Source organism: Vulcanisaeta moutnovskia 768-28, assembly GCF_000190315.1.
Taxonomy (GTDB): Archaea; Thermoproteota; Thermoprotei; order Thermoproteales; family Thermocladiaceae; genus Vulcanisaeta; species Vulcanisaeta moutnovskia.
This window is the reverse complement of the sequence record NC_015151.1, coordinates 40,850-60,817: the sequence shown is the minus strand read 5'-3', so window position 1 is coordinate 60,817 and position 19,968 is coordinate 40,850. Positions and strand designations below refer to the sequence as shown.

General features: G+C 42.0%; 27 protein-coding genes. 16 read left to right on the top strand and 11 right to left on the bottom strand.

Features of this window, described 5'->3' with window-relative positions:
* Window positions 1-22: 22 nt before the first annotated feature.
* The gene (locus tag VMUT_RS00325; RefSeq protein ID WP_237699672.1) at window positions 23-352 is read right to left on the bottom strand and encodes a hypothetical protein; all 330 of its coding nucleotides are present in this window, start codon (window positions 350-352) and stop codon (window positions 23-25) included.
* Window positions 353-405: 53 nt separating this feature from the next.
* On the opposite strand from VMUT_RS00325, the gene VMUT_RS00320 reads away from it, so the two are divergent.
* From VMUT_RS00320 to VMUT_RS00310, 3 genes are all read left to right on the top strand, one after another.
* The gene (locus tag VMUT_RS00320; RefSeq protein WP_013603442.1) at window positions 406-1,023 is read left to right on the top strand and encodes an Ntn hydrolase family protein; all 618 of its coding nucleotides are present in this window, start codon (window positions 406-408) and stop codon (window positions 1,021-1,023) included.
* Window positions 1,024-1,424: 401 nt separating this feature from the next.
* Window positions 1,425-2,876 carry a tRNA uracil 4-sulfurtransferase ThiI gene (thiI, locus tag VMUT_RS00315; RefSeq protein WP_013603441.1) on the top strand — a complete coding sequence of 484 codons (1,452 nt, stop codon included), beginning with the start codon at window positions 1,425-1,427 and terminating at the stop codon, window positions 2,874-2,876.
* Window positions 2,873-3,646, top strand: a complete 774-nt coding sequence (locus tag VMUT_RS00310; RefSeq protein ID WP_013603440.1) for an endonuclease V — start codon at window positions 2,873-2,875, stop codon at window positions 3,644-3,646. The genes thiI and VMUT_RS00310 overlap by 4 nt, the downstream gene beginning before the upstream one ends.
* A gap of 2 nt (window positions 3,647-3,648) precedes the next feature.
* On the opposite strand, the gene VMUT_RS00305 is transcribed toward VMUT_RS00310, so the two are convergent.
* From VMUT_RS00305 to VMUT_RS00285, 5 genes are all read right to left on the bottom strand, one after another.
* On the bottom strand, window positions 3,649-4,170 hold the full coding sequence (locus VMUT_RS00305) for a hypothetical protein (protein ID WP_013603439.1): 522 nt from the start codon (window positions 4,168-4,170) through the stop codon (window positions 3,649-3,651).
* Between the two features lie 56 nt (window positions 4,171-4,226).
* A complete protein-coding gene (locus VMUT_RS00300; protein ID WP_013603438.1) occupies window positions 4,227-4,547 on the bottom strand; it encodes a hypothetical protein in 321 nt (106 codons plus the stop codon).
* A gap of 53 nt (window positions 4,548-4,600) precedes the next feature.
* Window positions 4,601-6,187, bottom strand: coding sequence for an APC family permease (locus tag VMUT_RS00295; protein WP_013603437.1), 1,587 nt, complete (start codon window positions 6,185-6,187; stop codon window positions 4,601-4,603).
* Window positions 6,188-6,274: 87 nt separating this feature from the next.
* Window positions 6,275-6,628, bottom strand: coding sequence for a thioredoxin domain-containing protein (locus VMUT_RS00290; protein ID WP_013603436.1), 354 nt, complete (start codon window positions 6,626-6,628; stop codon window positions 6,275-6,277).
* Window positions 6,629-6,692: 64 nt separating this feature from the next.
* Window positions 6,693-7,115 (bottom strand): hypothetical protein, encoded by a 423-nt coding sequence (locus tag VMUT_RS00285; RefSeq protein WP_013603435.1) that lies wholly within the window; start codon window positions 7,113-7,115, stop codon window positions 6,693-6,695.
* A gap of 55 nt (window positions 7,116-7,170) precedes the next feature.
* On the opposite strand from VMUT_RS00285, the gene VMUT_RS00280 reads away from it, so the two are divergent.
* The 3 genes from VMUT_RS00280 to VMUT_RS00270 all read left to right on the top strand — a co-directional run bounded on the left by VMUT_RS00280 (window position 7,171) and on the right by VMUT_RS00270 (window position 9,401).
* Window positions 7,171-8,085, top strand: a complete 915-nt coding sequence (locus tag VMUT_RS00280; RefSeq protein WP_013603434.1) for an SPFH domain-containing protein — start codon at window positions 7,171-7,173, stop codon at window positions 8,083-8,085.
* Between the two features lie 9 nt (window positions 8,086-8,094).
* Window positions 8,095-8,955 (top strand): hypothetical protein, encoded by an 861-nt coding sequence (locus tag VMUT_RS00275; RefSeq protein ID WP_148224600.1) that lies wholly within the window; start codon window positions 8,095-8,097, stop codon window positions 8,953-8,955.
* 68 nt (window positions 8,956-9,023) lie between these two features.
* The gene (locus VMUT_RS00270) at window positions 9,024-9,401 is read left to right on the top strand and encodes a NifB/NifX family molybdenum-iron cluster-binding protein (protein WP_013603432.1); all 378 of its coding nucleotides are present in this window, start codon (window positions 9,024-9,026) and stop codon (window positions 9,399-9,401) included.
* A 470-nt stretch (window positions 9,402-9,871) separates the two neighbouring features.
* Here VMUT_RS00270 and VMUT_RS00265 read toward each other — a convergent pair whose 3' ends face one another.
* Window positions 9,872-10,504 (bottom strand): membrane protein, encoded by a 633-nt coding sequence (locus VMUT_RS00265; RefSeq protein WP_013603431.1) that lies wholly within the window; start codon window positions 10,502-10,504, stop codon window positions 9,872-9,874.
* A gap of 95 nt (window positions 10,505-10,599) precedes the next feature.
* On the opposite strand from VMUT_RS00265, the gene VMUT_RS00260 reads away from it, so the two are divergent.
* From VMUT_RS00260 to VMUT_RS00245, 4 genes are all read left to right on the top strand, one after another.
* Window positions 10,600-11,103, top strand: coding sequence for a PaREP1 family protein (locus VMUT_RS00260; protein WP_148224599.1), 504 nt, complete (start codon window positions 10,600-10,602; stop codon window positions 11,101-11,103).
* 55 nt (window positions 11,104-11,158) lie between these two features.
* Window positions 11,159-11,533: a cupin domain-containing protein gene (locus tag VMUT_RS00255; protein WP_013603429.1), complete on the top strand. Its 375-nt coding sequence runs from the start codon at window positions 11,159-11,161 to the stop codon at window positions 11,531-11,533.
* Between the two features lie 76 nt (window positions 11,534-11,609).
* A complete protein-coding gene (locus VMUT_RS00250) occupies window positions 11,610-12,188 on the top strand; it encodes a hypothetical protein (RefSeq protein ID WP_048056767.1) in 579 nt (192 codons plus the stop codon).
* A gap of 11 nt (window positions 12,189-12,199) precedes the next feature.
* Window positions 12,200-12,958 (top strand): hypothetical protein, encoded by a 759-nt coding sequence (locus VMUT_RS00245; RefSeq protein WP_148224598.1) that lies wholly within the window; start codon window positions 12,200-12,202, stop codon window positions 12,956-12,958.
* Here VMUT_RS00245 and VMUT_RS00240 read toward each other — a convergent pair.
* Window positions 12,951-13,283 carry a nucleotidyltransferase domain-containing protein gene (locus VMUT_RS00240; protein WP_013603426.1) on the bottom strand — a complete coding sequence of 111 codons (333 nt, stop codon included), beginning with the start codon at window positions 13,281-13,283 and terminating at the stop codon, window positions 12,951-12,953. The two genes, VMUT_RS00245 and VMUT_RS00240, sit on opposite strands and share 8 nt — an antisense overlap.
* 234 nt (window positions 13,284-13,517) lie before the next feature.
* Between VMUT_RS00240 and VMUT_RS12740 the strand changes: the two genes are divergently transcribed.
* Window positions 13,518-13,682 (top strand): hypothetical protein, encoded by a 165-nt coding sequence (locus VMUT_RS12740; protein ID WP_158304775.1) that lies wholly within the window; start codon window positions 13,518-13,520, stop codon window positions 13,680-13,682.
* Window positions 13,683-14,756, top strand: a complete 1,074-nt coding sequence (locus tag VMUT_RS00235; protein ID WP_013603425.1) for a zinc ribbon domain-containing protein — start codon at window positions 13,683-13,685, stop codon at window positions 14,754-14,756.
* Here VMUT_RS00235 and VMUT_RS00230 read toward each other — a convergent pair.
* Entirely contained in the window at window positions 14,753-14,965 is a 213-nt protein-coding gene (locus tag VMUT_RS00230) for a hypothetical protein (protein ID WP_048056766.1), read from the bottom strand. The genes VMUT_RS00235 and VMUT_RS00230 overlap by 4 nt on opposite strands.
* A gap of 153 nt (window positions 14,966-15,118) precedes the next feature.
* On the opposite strand from VMUT_RS00230, the gene vapB reads away from it, so the two are divergent.
* The gene (gene vapB / locus VMUT_RS00225; protein ID WP_013603424.1) at window positions 15,119-15,352 is read left to right on the top strand and encodes a type II toxin-antitoxin system VapB family antitoxin; all 234 of its coding nucleotides are present in this window, start codon (window positions 15,119-15,121) and stop codon (window positions 15,350-15,352) included.
* A complete protein-coding gene (locus tag VMUT_RS00220; RefSeq protein ID WP_013603423.1) occupies window positions 15,339-15,683 on the top strand; it encodes a type II toxin-antitoxin system VapC family toxin in 345 nt (114 codons plus the stop codon). The genes vapB and VMUT_RS00220 overlap by 14 nt, the downstream gene beginning before the upstream one ends.
* Before the next feature lie 61 nt (window positions 15,684-15,744).
* On the opposite strand, the gene bgaS is transcribed toward VMUT_RS00220, so the two are convergent.
* Complete coding sequence (gene bgaS, locus VMUT_RS00215) at window positions 15,745-17,214, bottom strand: beta-galactosidase BgaS (protein ID WP_013603422.1); 1,470 nt, start codon at window positions 17,212-17,214, stop codon at window positions 15,745-15,747.
* An 84-nt stretch (window positions 17,215-17,298) separates the two neighbouring features.
* Between bgaS and VMUT_RS00210 the strand changes: the two genes are divergently transcribed.
* Together VMUT_RS00210 and VMUT_RS00205 are read left to right on the top strand one after the other, a co-directional pair.
* Window positions 17,299-18,078 carry a glycosyltransferase gene (locus VMUT_RS00210; protein ID WP_013603421.1) on the top strand — a complete coding sequence of 260 codons (780 nt, stop codon included), beginning with the start codon at window positions 17,299-17,301 and terminating at the stop codon, window positions 18,076-18,078.
* 154 nt (window positions 18,079-18,232) lie between these two features.
* The gene (locus tag VMUT_RS00205; RefSeq protein ID WP_013603420.1) at window positions 18,233-18,496 is read left to right on the top strand and encodes a 4a-hydroxytetrahydrobiopterin dehydratase; all 264 of its coding nucleotides are present in this window, start codon (window positions 18,233-18,235) and stop codon (window positions 18,494-18,496) included.
* Between the two features lie 167 nt (window positions 18,497-18,663).
* Here VMUT_RS00205 and VMUT_RS00200 read toward each other — a convergent pair whose 3' ends face one another.
* A complete protein-coding gene (locus tag VMUT_RS00200; protein ID WP_013603419.1) occupies window positions 18,664-19,965 on the bottom strand; it encodes a hypothetical protein in 1,302 nt (433 codons plus the stop codon).
* Window positions 19,966-19,968: the final 3 nt, after the last annotated feature.

Sequence of the window (19,968 nt, the reverse complement as noted above, 5' to 3'; positions counted from 1 at the left end):
TGAATGTAATAACGATAATTCTTTAATGCTTTACCTCAATGAAATGTAGGCAATGCCTAATACCAATTATTAAGTATATTAATTCATTAATTACCTCACCAAGGGACTTACCGCTATTCATTATCGTGATCGGCATATCAATCCTTAACTCATTATCATTAACAACCCTGATCATTAATTGGTTAAGTACGTGGTCGCCCTTTACATAATTCATTAGTACATCCATGATTTTACTAAGTTCGTTAACCCTTATTATGCATGGTACGTAGTTAATCCCATTAATCACGTACTTACTATAGTCCATATCGCACTCCACGTGAATGTCATCCTCATCCCTAACGAGTGTGCTCACAGTAAATGCCACTAGGTATAACTTTTTAAAGGGAACGCCCAATAATTGTTTTGATGTCATCAATTGAGGAATTAATAACGGGAACTGCGGTTGGGATTAAGGCAAGTGACGGCGTTGTGCTGGCTGCCGAGAAGAGGGTTGCCTATGGATTCACGATGTTCAGTAGGTCTGGTAAGAAGGTGTTTAAGGTTAATGACAATATTGGCATGGCCTCAATAGGAATACTGGCTGATATGCAAGTGCTCACTAAGATAGCTAAGGCGTACATGTCGCTCTATTCCCTAGACACAAAGACAAGACCCAGCATTAGATCTGCGGCTAAACTCTTATCATACGTACTATTCTCTAATAGGATATTACCATACTTCGTGGAGGTTCTCGTTGGTGGTATCGATGATGAGGGGCCACACCTCTTCATAATGGATGCGCTTGGTTCATTGATTGAGGATGACTATGCAGCCGTTGGCACAGGGACAAAACTGGCAATCGCAATACTCGAGAGTAATTATAAGCCAGGAATGAGTATTAAGGAGGCCAGGGATTTAGCCATTAAGGCAATAAACCAAAGTATATCCAGGGACCCAGTCTCTGGGGATGGCATTGACATACTGACAATAACGGGTAATGGCTCAACCGAGGAAACAATACCACTACAGCCGTTACGGTTATAAAACCAAATGTGCCCCGCGTTGGAGGAGCACAGCCTCATCGGTGGGTTAATCCCAACTCGGTCGGCCCACGCCAGCGGGGCTGGGTAAATACATTACCTAAGGAATTTAGCCCTTTTGGTTTTCGTAATGATTATCAGAGTTCCTTTTTCATGAAGACTTAAGAACCACCTTCATACAACTTACTTAGTGATGTGCCTCCACGGGACTGAGGGTTGATGAAATTGGTCTTTGCTGATTCCCTTACCCTAAAGGCCCATCGTCTTTCATCAACCGTTTTATGTTATTGATGATTTGCAACGTAAGTAGTAATTATATTGAAGGATTAAGGTATTGGAGGTCATTGATTAATGATGAGGTAGATTTTTATTTCATAATGCCTACTCATAATTGTTAGTTGTTGTATGGCATTAATACTGGTTAGGTATGGTGAAGTTGCGATTAAGAGGTCCGGCACTAGGTCGTTAATGGAGAGATTACTCATGCATCACATACTTAGTGGATTGAGGAGTATTAGTATTGATGCCAGGGTCACTAGGTCTCAGGGTAGGTTGTTTGTTGAGGTTCCCGATGATAAGATTAAGGATAGTATTGACGTAATTAGTAGAGTTTTTGGTGTTAGGTCATTATCTCCAGTTAAGGCTTATGAATTTAAGGAATTAAATGATATTGTTAATGCCACCGTTAAGGAGTGGAGCGAATTGATTAGGGGTAGGAGATTTGCTGTTAGGGTTCATAGGGTTGGTTCACATAACTTCAACTCAATGGATGTGGCTAAGGCCATTGGTGCTGCCTTGAAACCGTTTAGTGCCGGTGTTGATCTTAAGAGTCCGAATATTGAATTATTTATCGAAATTAGGAATGACAAGGCATACCTCTTCACTGAGGTGATTAATGGCCCTGGTGGTTTACCGCTTGGCTCTGAGGGTAAGTTACTGGCGTTAATATCTGGTGGTTTTGATTCACCCGTGGCTGCCTGGTTCATGATGAGGAGGGGTTCCTATGTCAACGCATTATTCTGCTCATTGGCCTATCCAATTGATGTGATTAATTTTCTCAGGGTTTCACATGCATTATTTAGTAGGTGGTCCATTGGTTATGATCCGAGGCTCTTCATAATTGATTGCTCGTCATTAATTAGCGAGTTTAGGGCTAAGGCAAATCCACACATATGGAGTGTATTGTTTAAGAGGATACTCTATGAGATTGCGTCTAAGATTGCTAAGTCGATAGGTGCGCTAGGTCTCGTGACCGGTGAGTCCCTGGGGCAGGTATCATCACAGACTCTCCATAATCTAATGGCTATTGAGCATGGCATTGACTTACCTGTATATAGGCCATTAATCGGACTTGATAAGGATGACATAATGAATTACGCGAGGAGGATAGGGACTTATGAGGAGTCCATGAGGACTGAGGAGTTCTGCGCCATATTCTCAGAGAAGCCCAGGACAAAGGTTACAGTCGATGAGTTAAATAATGAGTTGAGAAAGCTTGATCAAGGTCTCATTAATAACCTGGTGAGTGGTGCTGTGGTGTTGAGAGTTAGTTCGGCTAAGAAGGTCATTAATGAGTTAATGATGAGTACTAGCGATGTGGAGATTAATCACGTGCCCGAGAACGCCGTGGTCATTGACCTAAGGAGCAGGAGTGAGTACGAGACGTGGCATTACCCAGGTGCTATAAATGCCAGTGTTGATAAGTTAGTAAGTACGGTAGAATCACTGGGTAGGGACAGGTTGTACGTACTATACTGCAGTAAGGGTTTGAGCAGTAGGTGGGGTGCACTTGAGCTTAGGAGGTTGGGTTTCAAGGCATTCTCCATAGATATTAACAGATTAAGGAGGTTACTATGAGAATATCGAGAGGACCTAGTGAAGGCTACGTGAGGTCCAAGGTGCCTAAGGGATTTCATCTTGAGATTGCTAGAAAGATACAGACAGCGTTGGCTGGTAGGGTTATTGAGGATGATTTAATCAGTATTGATAGTGTTGACTTAGTAACAGGTATTGATGTTGCATATATTAACCGCGGAAGTACGGAAATTGGAGTTTCAGTAGCTAGTACGTATTCCATAAGTAAGTCGTTGATTATTGAGTGGAGTTGTTGGATTGGTCCAATATACTTTCCCTATGTACCAACCCTACTCTCCTTCAGGGAGTTGAAGCCTGTGGTAAATGCATACCTTAGGTTAAGGACTAAGTCCCAGGTAATCCTCATTGATGGTCATGGCAGAGCACACCCGTATAGACTCGGTATTGCTAGCCACTTCGGTGTATGTATGCACATACCAACTATTGGTGTCGCTAAGTCGTTATTGTATGGTAGGGTGGATAGAGTTGAGGGCCCGATACTTGATATAAGTACTGACGAGGTTATTGGTTGGGCAATACAATGCGCGCCAAGTAAGCCAACCTATGTTAGTGTTGGTTATGGTTTATCACTGAGGAGTGCCGTTGATCTCGTTAAGAGACTATGTGTTGGTTCACAGATGCCAATACCAATACTACACTCGCATAATATGGCTAATAATCTGAAGAAGAGAATTATTGGGAAATTAATGAGTAAAGCATCAATTAATGAATTAGATAATGAATGCAGGATATCAATGAGTAATTACCTTTGAAATTAATGATTACCCTTCTCGCTAAGCTTCTCGGGTATTAGTAATTTCTGTCTCTCAATGACGTATGTCCTGACATCCCTAATCATTGAATCAATAACCTGTGGGTTAGCCCTAGCCTTAGCTAAGTCGAGTATTGTCTTGGACGTATCGACAAGCTTTAGATCATACTCAACAAGCTTCTCCAGGTTCTCGGGAAATACCTTAAACCTATCATGCATTCCAGCATCGCCTGTTGGTGATCCCCAAACCTCAGCAATTAAACTCCTTAAGTCACTGAGCACGGTCTCGTATTGCTGTATCAATGAATCAAAGGGGTTATTACGGGCTATCTCTTCCTCAATCCTTTCAATAAAGCCAAGAGCCTCCTCAAGCATTGAAGCTGCGGTCTTCCTAACGAGGAAATCGTCCTGCCTAATCAAGTCCTTAACCTTATAGCCTCTGAAACCCGGCACTAGTAATTGGAGTCTCTCCAATGGGCTGAGTGGCGACTCAGAAATAGGCGGTTTAGCATTGTCTGAAGACATTAATTATTAATTTATGCTCAATTTTATAAACACTAGCCTAGCTAACTAGGGATGGGTTAGCATTCAATCCCAATAACATCCTTACATGAACCAAGCAACTCCCTATACAAATGGGTTAGAATTCTGGCTGCCTTAATCTTCGTATCCAAGGTCTCAAGTAATTCGTAATAAGCCTTCCTAAGTATTTCCCTAACATCCTCCGGTTTTGTCTTTAGTGATAACTCAATATTGACAGTGTGACACACCATCTTAACAATAGGTTCCTCAACACAACCTGTTAACCTAACAATTACCTTTCCCTCATCAACCCTAAACTCAGGAACAACATTCAAGCTAGACAGTACCCAATTACTGCCAATTGGCGTTGCACCAGACATACTGCATTAGTAATTCACGGTTATTTTAAAATGCTATACCCTCAGGTGGCTTTTTACGATTTCGTTGGTTGTGCTTCGTATGGTTTTGGTAGTCCTGAGAATACTCCCCATGTGTAGAAGGCTATGGCTAGTATGGTGACCGTTACCATGTCCCACGGGAACTTAAGTATTGGCACTGGTCCTCCTGCTGTTTGGCCGATGTACGTCATTAGGACCATGGCGAGCATATAAACAATGTACCAAGTGGAATTTCTAAAGGCACCCCTAACCTTATAAATGGCTGCGAAAATAATCGATAAAACAAACACGAGCAAAACACCATATGGTGTTGCAGGCCAACCACTCCAATAAACAATCCAAGTAGCAAATATGAAGGCGAGTGCGCCAATAACGGCCGCTGCAGGCACCTTGTATGTTCCACTTAATCCCTGCCTTCTCGAAACCACCAATGACACCGGCACTACCGAGAAGCCTAGGTATCCAGCCACAACAGCCTCCTCAATTATTGTATAGACAGTCGGTATTGGTGAGAGAAGAGCTAGTACTAACCCTACAATACCAAAGATTATCAATGCCCAATAAGGTATTGCGTACTTCTCATGGATCTCACCAACCCTTTGGCTAACATATTTAGACCTATACATCGAGAAGAAGACCCTTGTTCCACCACCGAGATAGATATAGCCGACCACGAAGGGACCAATAATACCAACTATTGTAGCTATCGCCAATAACCAGTTAATACCGTATGTACCAGCTATGTACATTACTGGATTATATGATGATGTGATTGATGTTAGGTCAGCCCAATCACCAGGCTTTACATTAAACGCACTCCACTTAATTGATAATACGTACGTAGCGGCAAACAACACGTATATCAATGTTTGTCCAATAACCACAAGTAGGATGGCAATTGGTATATCCCTCTGCGGATTCTTCATTTCTTCGGCATAATCGGGTATAACTCTAGTACCACCGAAGGCAAACATACCGAGGGGTATTGCAGAGAATACTGCAGCCCATCCGTAAGGTACAAAACCACCAGGTAAGCTAGATACGTTCTGTGGTATGAACACAGCAGCAAGGAGCCCAACAGGAATTATCAGGTATAGTATTAACTTTATTATACCGATGCCTGTCGTTGATTGACCGAAGAATTTAACACCAAAGTAATTAAACGGTACCATAAGAAGAATAAGCAAGGCAGCAACACCGGCGCCAAGCCATGTAGGGATACCACTTGGCGTTAATAGATTATGCGTGAAATAATTTATTCCGTAAACCACTGCTATGGCCTCAGCCGGTGGTATGAATAGGTACCAAACCATACTAGCCCAGGCATTCAACAGGTTTGTTACAGGCCCATGTGTGTAGTAGGCATAGCGGGCAGGGCCACCAGCCTCTGGGTATAACGTGCCCATTTCCATGTACGTTAAACTAATTATGAAGTAGAAAATACCACCAAGTATCCACTCAAGAATTACAGCTGGTCCGCTCATAACCATCATCTGGGGCGCAGAGAACAGGATACCAGTACCAACAGCACCAACAAGACCTATTATCGTTAACTCAAGTAGACTTAACTCTTTACGTAAGCCAACACTTTGCCCGCTCTGTTCATTCCCAGAGCTTAGCATATTTGTCAAAATATTTGCTGTCTTTTAAATTTTATCATTTATCTTGATTTAAGTGAATCATTAATTATGAACTTTTACCAAGATTAATTATTCATGTAATAGCTCACTGATCTTCCTTAGGATAATGTGTCTTACCTCAGTAGGGCTTAGTCTCCTTCCTTCGATTATCTTTCTACCATTAATAATTAATGCAGGTAAATCAAATACGTTATATTCCCTTAATTCATTAATTATTGGCATAAATTCGGCGGGTCCCTCACCACCCAATAGCATGCTGATTATTATGTCCAGGTAATCTCTACTTATCTTAATGGTAACAAACCTAATAGCATTTTTACCTAGTCTTAATTCGTTAGTGGCTTCCTTAATCACCTCCTTAATTATTTCCAGGTACTTATCATCTCTGTCTTCAATCATATAAAGCCTAATGTTTATTATCATTCAATTACTAATAAATAATTAATCATTAATAAATCCTACTCTTCATTGAAAATAATTAATTGCCTCAACCAAACCTAGCAGCCAAGTAACCACCTATTACACCGGCGAGTATGTTAACGGCGATGAATATGCCAATCTTAGTCCTACTCCAGAGTGGCCCTGGATATACATCAAATAATATACCTAGTATCGCAACAGCTATTATGACATAAATAACAGTCCTCTGGGCAGGCCTAAAGTATATGTTATAACTCATCATCTCCTCAGACCTATACGGCTTAGTAAATAGTATGAGCAATCCATAAAGAATCAGTATTAGTATGAAGGATAGCAAGTAACCCCTAATTAATGCCCATATTGGGCTGAGGACAAGCGGCGTTGGGTAAAATATGTTGGCTACGGCCTCGAGTACTAGGGTGACCACCGATACGAAGAATGCGTAACCAACACCAGCCACTGCATTATACCTGGTCTCACGTGTGGACATTATTTTCAATTGATAAATAAACCTTATAAATCAATCTAACAATATTGGTATTAATATGTCGATAAGGGCTCAAGTAATATCCACGATAGATGAGAAGGGAATAGATCAGATGGGTCCTGATGACTTGATAGTGAAGTATCACTCGGTCGATGTTAGGACTAGGTCAAGGCTCATTGTTTACTCAAACCAAAAGGCAGTGGTTAGGATACAGGGGCAAATACAGGGGGTCTTTGATCCAGGTGCCCATGACCTTCAAACGCCCGCTAACCCAATATCACAATTCTTTGCCAAATTCCAGTACGCTGGTAACATACCGTGGGAAGTCGAGGTACTGTTTGCAAGTACGGCAAGGCACGAGGCAAGAAGCGAGGGAATTACGCAGACGAAGGAACTCGTACCAATGAGATATCAAGTGGCTTATTACTTCATGATTACCGATCCCGTCAAGTTCATAAACTCCGTACAATTCAGTGGTTTTAAGTATACAGTTGAGGATTTCAAGAACTACGTATCACCAATCGTTGACCAATCAGTTAGTCAAGTCCTAAACCTCGTCTCTCTCAATGAGGTTTACGCAAATCTGCATAAGGTCACGGATGCTGTAACGGCTAGTCTAAGAACATTCCTTGATGAGGTTGGTGTTCATTTAATAACGTGCAGGATAGTTAGGCTTGAGCCGGAGGATGAAACAATGAGGAGGGTTGTTCAGTTCATGGCCCTTGGTCTCGATGTAAATACTGCAATTAGAGCTAGATTATCTGAGATAATGGCTCAGAGGAGTGATCCGGCGGCCACGAATATGATGCTTGGCGTACCATACTACCCAATATACATATTACCAACGGCAGGCATGCCAACAAACCTACAGCAATTAATGGTGCCGCCGACTCAGACACAGCAACAATCCAAAGGGCAGTCCCAGCAAGGTGGTTCAGAGCAATCCAGCGGCTTTGAGATTAGTGGAGGTTAATGAGGGGTTATGAGTCACGAAGTCCTAAAAAGCTATGGAATGTTTAATAACAACGAATTAGTGCTTGAGGAGGTTAGGTTTGATAATCTGCCGTGTTTCATAAACCTATCAATACTTAGCCAGGGCAAAGTTCCTGAAATACTTATTGAGTTAAGTACTGGTTGTCGTCATTACAATACCATGATAAGGGTGACGAGGAAATTCATGGAGCTCTTTGGCGTAGATACCGCCAGGATAGCTGCGGCTAAGCTGGCCAGGGCATTGGGTATTGAGGATTACGAGGCCATTGAGCGTGGAGATATTGAATTAAGAATAAAGAAGATGCCGAGGCACTACTCAGAGTGGGTTGGTCAGAATATGAATATGGTAATTAATGCATTTAACGAGGTGTTATCGACACTTGGCATAATTACGCAACCAGTAATTACACAAACAGCTCAGGAGACGCAGCAGAAGTCGCAAGCAACATTAAGCATTCCTCAGCAAGCCTCCTCAGTAGCCTTAACAGCCCATGTGGTTAAATCATACGGTAATGTTGGCGGTCAAAACCTAGTACTAAGGTCCCTAAGCGAAAATAAGCATATTGAGTTATGCCTTGAGAGAATGGGTAGTTGTAAGCCATTAATCACAGTAAGGGCTAAGCCACTCGAAGTAGTGGTTCATGAGGATGCTGTAAAGGTATTTGGTGAAAATAGGGCGATTGAGTATGCCACGTGGATTGCTAACGCTCTGTATATAGCCAATTATAGTATTGATGAACCTAATGGCGAGATAATACTAAGATCTAACGATGGTGCTGATGATGCCTTAACAAATGAGGTAATTAGGGTAATGGATAGGATAGTCAATAAGTACCTTGGTACTGAATAGTAATGTAATTAAAACAGACCAATGTATTACATAAAACTTAAAATGGGTCATAGTATTGGGGTAATGTTATGATCATTGTAATACCTGTTGTGGAGAGTAACGGTAAGTATTACCTTTCTCCACACTTTGGTAAGGCACCTAAATACGCATTTATTGAGGTTAAAGGTAAGGAGTTCAATATCGTAGATGTAGTGAATAATCCAGTTCCTCCGAGTATTGAGGGCGGTGGTCGTGGACGTGCAATTGCTGATTTAATAATTAGTAAGGGAGCAGAGGCCGTAATAGCGCTGGAGGTTGGTCCTGGAGCCTTTAGATTCCTTAAGGAAGCAAACATTAGGATTTATTATTACCCACCAAGAAGAGGTCTAATACCGATTGAGGATGCACTGGACGCGTTTATAAACGGTAAACTTGAGGAGGGCCTAGAACCAAGGGAGATCGATTAATGAAGGTCCATGCGCTGCAAATGCTTAATTAACGGCACATCTATTTTTATCTCTGACGTAGACTAGGGTTGCAATTATAGGACTGTTGGTAGTTACGTTTAGGATCTGCGCTATTAATGGGCACTTGGCTCTAAATAGAAATACGGCATTTTTAATGGAGGATCCAGCTCAAGGTACGTCTCAAAGCCATCTAAGCCCTTCAGAAACAATGCGTCGTGCATCCTCATTTCGCTTCATAGCTCTTTATTAAATAGCGCCGTATATGCGCTAGCCTCACTATTCAATTCATGCCTTATCCAATTATGCGAACTCAACAAATACAGCAGCTCTACCTCTATTCGCATTCCTCATTATGTACTCCCCAAGTCGAGTATAAATGCCTGTCATTAATCCCTAGATTTCTTGATTCCGAGTACCTGGATTCGGGGAGGCACAATAGGCATTCTAGTGTGTCTATGTACTACACGGTTTCACACCTTTATGGCTAGATAATTAACACCTAGATACGCAAAGAAGAGAGGGATTAGCACAAGGTCCGTTATGTCGAGTCCCGCGGCCTCCATGGCCCACAACGTACCTAGACTAAAGAGTAGGGCTGAGAGTACGTACTTGAGGTGCGGCAGCCTAATCCTAGCTATTTGATCCTTAATTAACGCTGTAAGCACCACCACTATTGCGGCCGCTAACAACGTACCAATTAGGGCTGACGAGTAACTCCTTGGTATCAAGGCAATGAGCACCAAGGCAGCCTCAAAGGCCTCTATTGCAGATACCGTGAAAACCACCGCCAAGTCGCCACGCTCCTCCTCACTACCCTTACCCTTCCCAACCCTCCTGAAGTATCTACGCGCGCTCCTTATCAATCTATAGCCGAAGTAGAATAGTATTGCTGCGGATACGGCCAACACGTAGTCGAGGGGTAGGTAGATAATGTAACGACCAACTGTAAATGTTGGTACTAGGACTAGGAGGACCCCAGCTATTGCATAAAGCACTGGCTTGAACCCCCTGTAAATCCCCTGATAGATTGCCGTGACGGCACCAGCCTCCGAAAGCTCCAGCAGACTTATGCCAAATGCTGCGAAGAAGATCCCGAAATTCACGGGACCTTGATAATCATACCCAGTTTTAAGTATTTCTCATGGATTAATAATGAGTGCGAAGGTATATATTTTCCCTGAACATGTCATAAGGTAGAATGAGTGAAGAGATGATCATAATACCAAGCGTACTCATCGAGGAACTCAGGAAGAAAGATCTTGATCCTGAAGACGTGATTCTCGATGCATTAGTGAGAACAGCAAATCTGGACCCAGATGTGGTAATTGAAGCCAGGGTAAATCTCGCAAATAAATACTTGGGTAAGGAACTAGTTAATAAGGACCCAGTACAGGCGAGTGAGAAATTGTACAAGGCTGCTGAGGAGTGTGTGAAGGCCTTAGCTCAATACTACGATTTAAAGGACATACTTGTAAGAGTCAGTGAGAAAGGTAGGTGGACAGTGACGGAGCTCGAGAAAACCGTATTGGAAGTATCGAAGAGGCTTGGCAATTGGTTTGGGGAAGCTTGGGATAGGGCGTGGGCGTTACATGTCTGGGGTTTTCATGAAGCGAAATTCGACGCTGAAGATATAATGGCCAGGTTGCCTTATGTTCAGAGAATTGTGGAGGAGACTAGTAGGTTGGTAAAGGTTAAATCATGAGATTATGTGGTTATGCGCGCGAAATACGTATAAGTATGCGTGAATTAAGGTTTTCATGCCAAATTACAAGGTAATTAATGACATAACTAAGGTACGTGAGGAACCATTAAGTATTAAGGGCGCTGTGGGCGTGCGCACCCAATGGCTTGTGGGCAAGGACGATGGTTCAAAATACGCAGTAAGGAGACAAGTGGTTAAGCCGGGTGGTAGGGCACCACTACATAAGCATGCCTATGCAGAAACGTTCATAATATTAAAGGGGATTGGGAAAATGACCGTAGAAAATAACACAATTGATGTTAAGCCTGGCATGTGCATATTCGTAAAACCGAACACGCCACATTCAATAATGAATATTGGTAATGAGGATTTGGAGTTGATAACCATAATATCGTATGAGGATAATATGAGCATAGACGTTCTTGAATAATGTATATGATCTATGGGTTGTTTTATTAGAAATTGAACAGATACGTTTAAATACCTGTTTTACTTTCAATTTAATAATGAGTGAGCCCATACTAAGGCTTCGACCAATCCAGGAAAAAAGCCAAATAACTGGGTACATTCTTCCATTTGGAGTTATCATTGCAATGTGGTTCCTCATTGGCTACCTATTACCATTAAAAATGAATGCATCACTCTCAGTAACAATTGGACTCCAACTTTTCTTTGGATTGTTTTTCATATTGGCAATCTACAGCTTATACAGGGACATTAAGAGGAGGGGCAAGTTCATAAAGGATTTTGCCCTATATAGGGATTACGCCTGGTTCTTGACTAAGAATGATAAGGAAGTGACAATCCCAATTGGAGAATTCAACCCATGCGTAGTTGATTACGCACCGCCGGTGCGATCATACTCTCCACAGTGGGGATCATTATATTTTCCAGGAAAGGTTTGGATTAGGATTAATCATTATGGTGAGGATTACATACTCCTCATTGATACTGAGCAATGTAGAAGGCTTAATCAAATCCTAAATACGGACTTTGGGAAGCCCAGGATTGACTGGTGCGGTGGGAGGGTTGTGAAGGACATGGGCAAGCTTGGCAGGATTGAGAGACCTGGCCTAGCCTGCTAGGGATGATGAACATGAGCGCGATTGTAATAGGACCAGCCCCCGGTGGTGGGAGACCACGAACGCTCTTCGCACTGGGATTGTTTTTGGTCCTCATTGGGCTCCTAATCATGCTCCTTGGCTTCCTATACAGGAATTACACGTTAATTTATAAATACTCATGGATATTCCTAGCTCCGGGGATTGGGAGTTTAACATGGAGTTATCGTGGGCATAGGGCAGAGGTGAAGAGGGAGGAGTTTGTGAGGAATAGTGGGGCTTTATGGGGCTTTCCAAATGCCTTCGTTACATCAGTCAGGTCAATAAAGTCCTGGTTTATTGCCTATTCAATTATCAATTTATTCATGATATCGGTAGTTATTTGGGAGTTTATTAAGGGCTCTAGTGATGTTCTTGGATTGTTCATAGCGTTCCTAATCCTATTCATACCATATGTTCTAATCATGAAGGGTAGAGTGAGGGATATTAGGAGGGCGAGTAGGACTAGGAGGAATGAGGTTAGGGATATTCTCGTCTTTAATGACCATATCCACATTAGGACTGCATCGAGGGAGGAGTTGGATATACCACTTAATGATGCCATTGTTTGTATTGCAGGGTTGAATGTCCCTGACCCATTTGTATATTTGTATTATGATAAGTTCAGGATTAAGTATGGAGATAGGGTGTTCTCCCTGGTACTCCCTCACGGTACTGGCAACGAACTCATTAACGTACTCAAGGATAATTTAGGGCTCGAAATTCATACATGCGATTACCTGGGTATTAAATGACCTTATAAACGTCTATAAATTCACTGTACCACTCATTATACGTCCTCCTACTAACCACGTGGAACTCGAGTACCATGAGCACGTCCTCACCAACCTCCCTAATAATGCTCATGACTAATTCCACGTATTTATGAGGGTCATCACCATAGGCATCTGATATTATCAGAACATCAGCATCACTATCCGACCTGAAGTCACCGCACACGTAGCTACCAATGAGCATTAACTCAGCACTTGGGTCAAGCCTAAGCACCACGTCTCTAATCCTGCCCAGGTAATAGTCCATGTTATTGAGAATCCTGTCCCTAATCCCCTTAATGTCCATCAGCAAATCTACGAGATGCCCCGTTTCCCTGCATCCTAATGACCCTCCTCACTCCTCGGCTCCTGTCGGCATTGTCCCATCCTTGGGGGCATCAGTGGTCAGTTTCCCACGGGGCTGGGGGCCAGCCGGCCCATCACTGGTCAGGTAACCGGCTGGCTCTGTTTTGGCTTTTTCAACAATCTATAAACCTTTCTCTGTAGAAAACTTTATAAAGCAGTCTGTTAAATGGGTTATATGCCTCTGGTTTTGAGGGGGACTGTTGAGGTTAGGAGTTCGAAGGAGGGGAGGTACAGGTGGATGGGGATTTACCTGGGCAACGTGCCCGAGTTGGAGAAGTATAGTGGGAGGAGGGTGTGTATAGTCATCTACACGCCAGAGGAGTGCAGGATAGGTGATTGAATGCTGGCACACCGTACACTACTAATCAAGAGGCCATTAAGGACATTCACCAATGAGGAGCGTGAGGCATTGGTTAAAGTCCTTACCAGGGCTGACGCATTGGGCAACCTATGGGCAAGGGGGTTTGAGGTATGGCCGATAGGCCTAGACTCGAGGTTTGCGGATAAATTCAATTACTTTAAGAGTGAGTTAAGGCTTGTTAATGTTAAGAGGTGGTTGGCTAGGGTTCATGCAATATTCAATGTCGGCGTTAGGCTCGATAACGAGCGTGATATGGGTCAAGGCGTCTTCATTGACTTGACCAGGAATGCCCTAAGGCTTAGGTGGGTTATTAAGAGGAGGGCCATTGTTATCAGCCTCACGGAAAGTGAGGCTAAGTATATTCGTGATAGACTTAGCGAGGGTGGCAAGCCTAAACTAGCCAGGGCCTGGGTCGATGATGAGCATTTATTCATAGCCATAACTTTCGAGCGTGATGCCGAGCAAATCACGCCGAGCAATTATAGGCTTGTCATTGACGTGAATTCCTGGAAAAACGGCATTGTTTATGCAATTGTTAAGGATTCGACAAGGAACCTTGAGAGACTGTACAACCACGTCACCAAGCTTGAGCGAAAGTACGGCGCCTTGAGGAGGCTCGGCCTTCATAAAACGCCATACGGTAGGAGGCTTTGGCGCGAAATCAAGGCTACTAAGCGTAGGCTATACGCCTACCTGAGGGACTATGCTCAGAAGGCCGTAAGCATACTCGTTAAGCAGGCCCTTAATCTTAGGGCTAAGGTAATTATTGACGACATAATTGAGGAATCTAGGCGTGAATTGATGGAGGAGAAGCCGTTAAATGGATTAGCTAAAGTGTACATGCTCTATTTAAGGAGGTTCGTAAAATTACTGACTAACCAGCTGAGGTGGTACGGTATTCCCTACGAGTTCAAACGCCTACCAAGCACAACATGCCCAATATGTGGCAGTGAATTAACCCAGCTACCTGGAAGGATAATGATCTGTTCAAAGTGCGGATTTAAGGCAGATAGAGACTTGGTGCCGATCCTATGGGCGATCAAGCAGCCCTAATTAAGGGGTGGGGTTAAGTCAATAAGGGTTTCTGAGGAGAGGGCCCATGGAACCTCAGACTTTGTCACGCCATATTGCTTTTCAATTGTTGGTAAGGATGGCGTGACAACCATCTCAACGTACATAGCAATTATAGATATTGAGGCGAGGACAGCTAAGTATCTCCATGCCTCGGAACTAAGTCTAACGCTGCCGATATTCCTGAGCACGAAAACCGATATCTATAATGATTAAAAAGCTAACTCACGAAGTATTTAATTGACTTTATGACACTGCGTTTCTCATCGTAGTGTTAAGGTAATTGAAGGTATTTCATAATGGTATACCAAAGGTTTTGTTAATGGCGTACCTAAGCGATCTCAATGTCTAGCGTCGTTAGCTTTAAGGTTAGGAAGGAGGTTAAGGAGAAGATGGAGAGGTATAGGGATAGGGTTAATTGGGCTGAGGAATTAGGGAGGTTTGTTGAGGAGAGGATTAGGGAGTTGGAGGCTGAGGAGAATATTAAGCGTGTCGTTGAGGAGCTTGAGAAAATACCAATAAGTGCACCTAAGGGCTTTTCAGCAAACTCAGTGAGGGAGGACCGTGATAGTAATTGACACATCGGCACTAACAGCCTTCATACTTAAGGAACCTGGTTGGCAATCATTAATTACGTACGTCACTAATTCCATCTCTATCGATCATATCGTTAAGGAGGTTATGAACGCTATATGGAAGGCTCAGGTCAAAGGGATTGTTAGCAGGGAGTACGCGTTTAAACTTCGTGATATACTAATGTCCTTAATTGGTAAGAATGTCGTTTTAGAGCCTGAGGAGAAGTATGTTGATAGGGCGTTCATGATAGCAATTGATAATAAATTACCAATTTACGACTCGCTCCATATAGCGCTTGCAATGAGTAAAGGGCTACCCCCTTTTAACGCTTAATGTTAAGCAGGGAGAGATTGCGAGAATGTTAGGTATAAATGTGATAATGCTATTGTAGGCGTTACCTCCTTAACGGCCTTATGGGTGGTACTGCATTCAAGTGCATTAACTCATCAGGAATCGCCTTATTCATCGCTATCTCCCTATAGATATAGGCCGATGGTCTCCAGTACTGCTTCTTGCTGGAATAATCAACGTAGAGCAGGCCAAACCTCATGCTAAAGCCTGAGGCCCACTCGTAATTATCCGTTAACGACCAATGCAGGTAACCCCTAACGTCAGCACCATCGCCCAACGCCCTATGTACCTGGTATACGTGACTAACGAGATAGTAAGGCCTTAGGTAATCGGCCGCATCGGCTATTCCATTCTCCGTAACATACATAGGCAAGCGATAACGCCTCCAGTACTTCATTAAAACGTCATAAAGTCCCTCGGGATAGAATTCCCAGCCAAAGTCGCTGCATGGCTTGTTATCGGGACTCACAGAATTCCTTTCGCAGGCGTGACCATAGCCTGGAACTACGGAGTAGGAATTCTCACCGGTTAGCCTAACCACAAGCCTTGAATAGTAATTAACACCAATCCAATCAAGCCTACCCCTGAGATCATCCCTAACCTCACCATATAAATTACCATGAATTATAGCATCAAAGAAGGACCACCTGGCATCCTGCTCCGCCAACTCGACGGCCCCAGCATCCTTCTCTGTCAGTGGTGTATAGGCGTTGTTTGCGTAGATAATGCCGACCGGTTTCCTACTAATGGCCTTAATCGCATCATAAGCCCTGGCATGGGCCTGAATCAGGTTAATCAACGCCCTCCTGGCAAGGCCAGGGTTTAGGTAGCCCGGTGGGAAACCGCTCTTAACATTGGCGTAACCGGCGTAGGCAACCACATTGGGCTCATTCATTGTGGAGTACATATCGACCAAGTCATCAAACCTCCAAGCCACATACGCAGCAAACCTAGCGAAGTTAATGACAGTTTTAACATCAAGCCAACCAGTGGGCCCAGAAAGGTCACCACGCCTAACCCTAATCGGGTCATGAATCCATAGTGGCAACGGCCAGTGATACAGGTTGAGTATGAAGAAAATATTCCTATTCTTCAAATCATTAAACATCACCCTATAATGCTCAACAGCAGCCTTATTGGCAGCCTCATCGAGTCTCCTTAGGTCACGCTCATCAACATCAACCTTAATGACATTATCACCAACAACCTCAACATTACCACTAGGCGGCTCGGGCATTGGTTTTGGGAATACCCTGGACCACTCAACATTAATCCTCGCAATATCAAGACCCATCCTAACGGCATTATCGTGGAAAACCCTGTATAGACTCCAATAGCCAGGGCCGTTCTCAGGCAAGTCACCACTAACGAGCCCTGACGCTATATTATCCCTATCATGAACCCAAACCCACCAATCACTATTAGGATCCTCATCTCCAGGAATACCCATCTCATGCTGAAAACCAGCCTGAGACCAACCAAACCTAAAGTCCTGGGGAAATGACAATGTCACGTACTAAAATCCAGGTTAGGGATATTTTTATGGATTATCAACATAACTGGAAGTATTAAATTAGGTATAAACGGAATAATTAGCGTGAAAATAACGACCATAATCATCAGCACCACAAGAGCAAGAGCACCACTACTAAAGCAAGCCATTTCCTCAGTAATAAATCAATCCAGGAAGCCTGACGAACTAATTATCGTCTCGTCATACACTAATAACGAGATTAAGGAACTAGTCAACCCATACGGCTTTGTAATTCACCATACAAGCAATAAGGTAGGCCCCATGTGGGCCAGAGGCATTAAGGAATCAAGCGGCGACATTATCGCATTCCTCGACGACGATGATGAATGGCTACAAAACAAACTTAGCCATATAGAGAAGGTATTCAAAAACACCACCGATCTAGGTCTTTACCACAATCTATTTCAATTCATCGACATCAATGGCAACGAAATCCACTGCAACGAACTACCCACCTACTATTGCTCAGTGATCCTTAATAAGAAAATCATCACCAAGGACAATACCAATAAGTACATACGCCTAGACATCAATGAATGGCTACATGCCGATTATTGGCAACTATTCTACAATACATCAAGCCTATTAGCACTACGAGATCCATTAATTAAGAGACTCGACATAATTGAAAGCGTTAACCTATACTCAGACGCAATACTCTTCATACTCATACTTAGCCAATGCTTTATCGTACTTCATGAACCAATCATCCTAACAAAATACAGAATTCACGAAATGCAAACATCAAGAAAAATCCTAAACGGCGAACTCATGGAAATGGCCATCAAAGACTACGAACTATTTAACAAAATAATCAAGGAATCCGCTTGCAATAGCGATTAACACCAATCACAACAACCAACAAGAAACCACGAACAAAATAACCATCCATAAATAACACCACAAAACCCACTACTAAAACAAATCAAACAAAAACAACGATTTATATAGAGAAAACAAACAAAACAACAATGCCAACACTCACCAAAGAAAAATAATGAAATCAATACCGGAAGGATGGAAACTAGAAGACAACTACCTAACAAGAGAAATAGAATTCAAAACATTCATGGACTGCATAGGATTCATAAACGAACTAGCCCAAATAGCCGAGGCGGAGGAACACCACCCAGACATGATCATAACCTGGAAACACCTAACACTAAGACTAACAACGCACGACGAAGGAGGAATAACGCAACTCGACATAGAAATGGCAAAGAAAATAAACGAACTAATAAACAAATGGAAAGAAAAATAGAAATACTTAAATAGTTACCTTATTTTTCTTAATGCATTATTCATTAATCTTTCTTTAATAAATTCTTATCACTTTCATTCTAGACAAGAACCTTTAATAGTAGCTCAATTAAAATATTGACTTACTTCCCTTAAGTTCTAAACATTATTATCTAAATTAATTTAGGGCTAAATTATATCGTTAAGAATGCTAAATAATCTCTCTTTGGCTGTTTTTAATACATTATGAATGTCATCGAATTCTCCTGGGTCAATCCTTACTAAATATATATTTTTATTATTGTTTAATGAGATTTTTGCATAACCATATTTTTTAATTATACTCCAAAGTTTTGCCGTTGCCTTATCCTCTTCATCATATACGATCTTTATATTTAACCCTGGAAGCACCAAAATTCCTAGGTCGGCATTATATTCGTACATGTAAGCCATGACCTTATACCTACCAGCGGTTATATATGTAGGTGTTTCTGAGAATTTGCATTCAATTACTATTGTATGTTCATTTCCTACAATTGAGACATCAGGTCTACCTCTTACTCTTTTAGCTAAATCTTTACTAGAATCTGCAGACATAATTATAGAATTACTTAATGGTCTATTAAATACTATATTGATTATCTTCTCATTTTTAGATAACCTCAATATTCTCGACTTTTTCGATTCGATTTTATAACCCACGCTTTCAAATATTTCTAGTATAAGCATATATATGAATATTTCATAAAGTCTCCAACCGAGCATTATTAAATCATGAGTACCAACTTTGCGCCTGGTTGTAACATAAACTTTCCTGCCTAAGAAACGACTTAATAAGTATGCGTCATAGGCATCTAATAACCATGCAGGTGCATAAGGTGCCAATCTTTCAATCTCGGTTATTATATCTCGATGAGCATACTTAATGGTCGATGCTGGTAGCTTATTTATTTTTCGCTTTAGCCTTGCAACCATCTTCTTTAAGTTATTAGTCTCATATCTTAATTCATGAATAACTTTATTCTCTTGATCGCTATTACGTATTATATCTTCAACCCAATTAATTATATGTCTTGTGTTTATTAATGCTCGAGAGGCTATTTCCCTAAGTAATAAGTATTCTGGTGATTTACTTGTTGGTAGGTATGTCATAAATGCATAAAGTCCGCTGGGATATGTTATTACTGTACGTGTTACATCAAGGGCACCCCATGTCTGATTATCAAAAACAACTTTAAACTCCCTATATCTAATGTAATCATGTATTGCATCATTAATTGCTCTAATTAGATCTTTAGTAATTATCATACCCATAGTCACGAATAAGTAATTCCTAGTCAAATTATCGATAGGTACATGCGCATCTTCAGGTAAATGACCAAGGAGAACACGAAGTATTCTTGATGATTTACGTAAACCGTAATGCCTAACGTAATATCTTCCAACGAGGACAGATAAATTTCTCAGCCTTCTTAAGTACCTACTACTCATAGT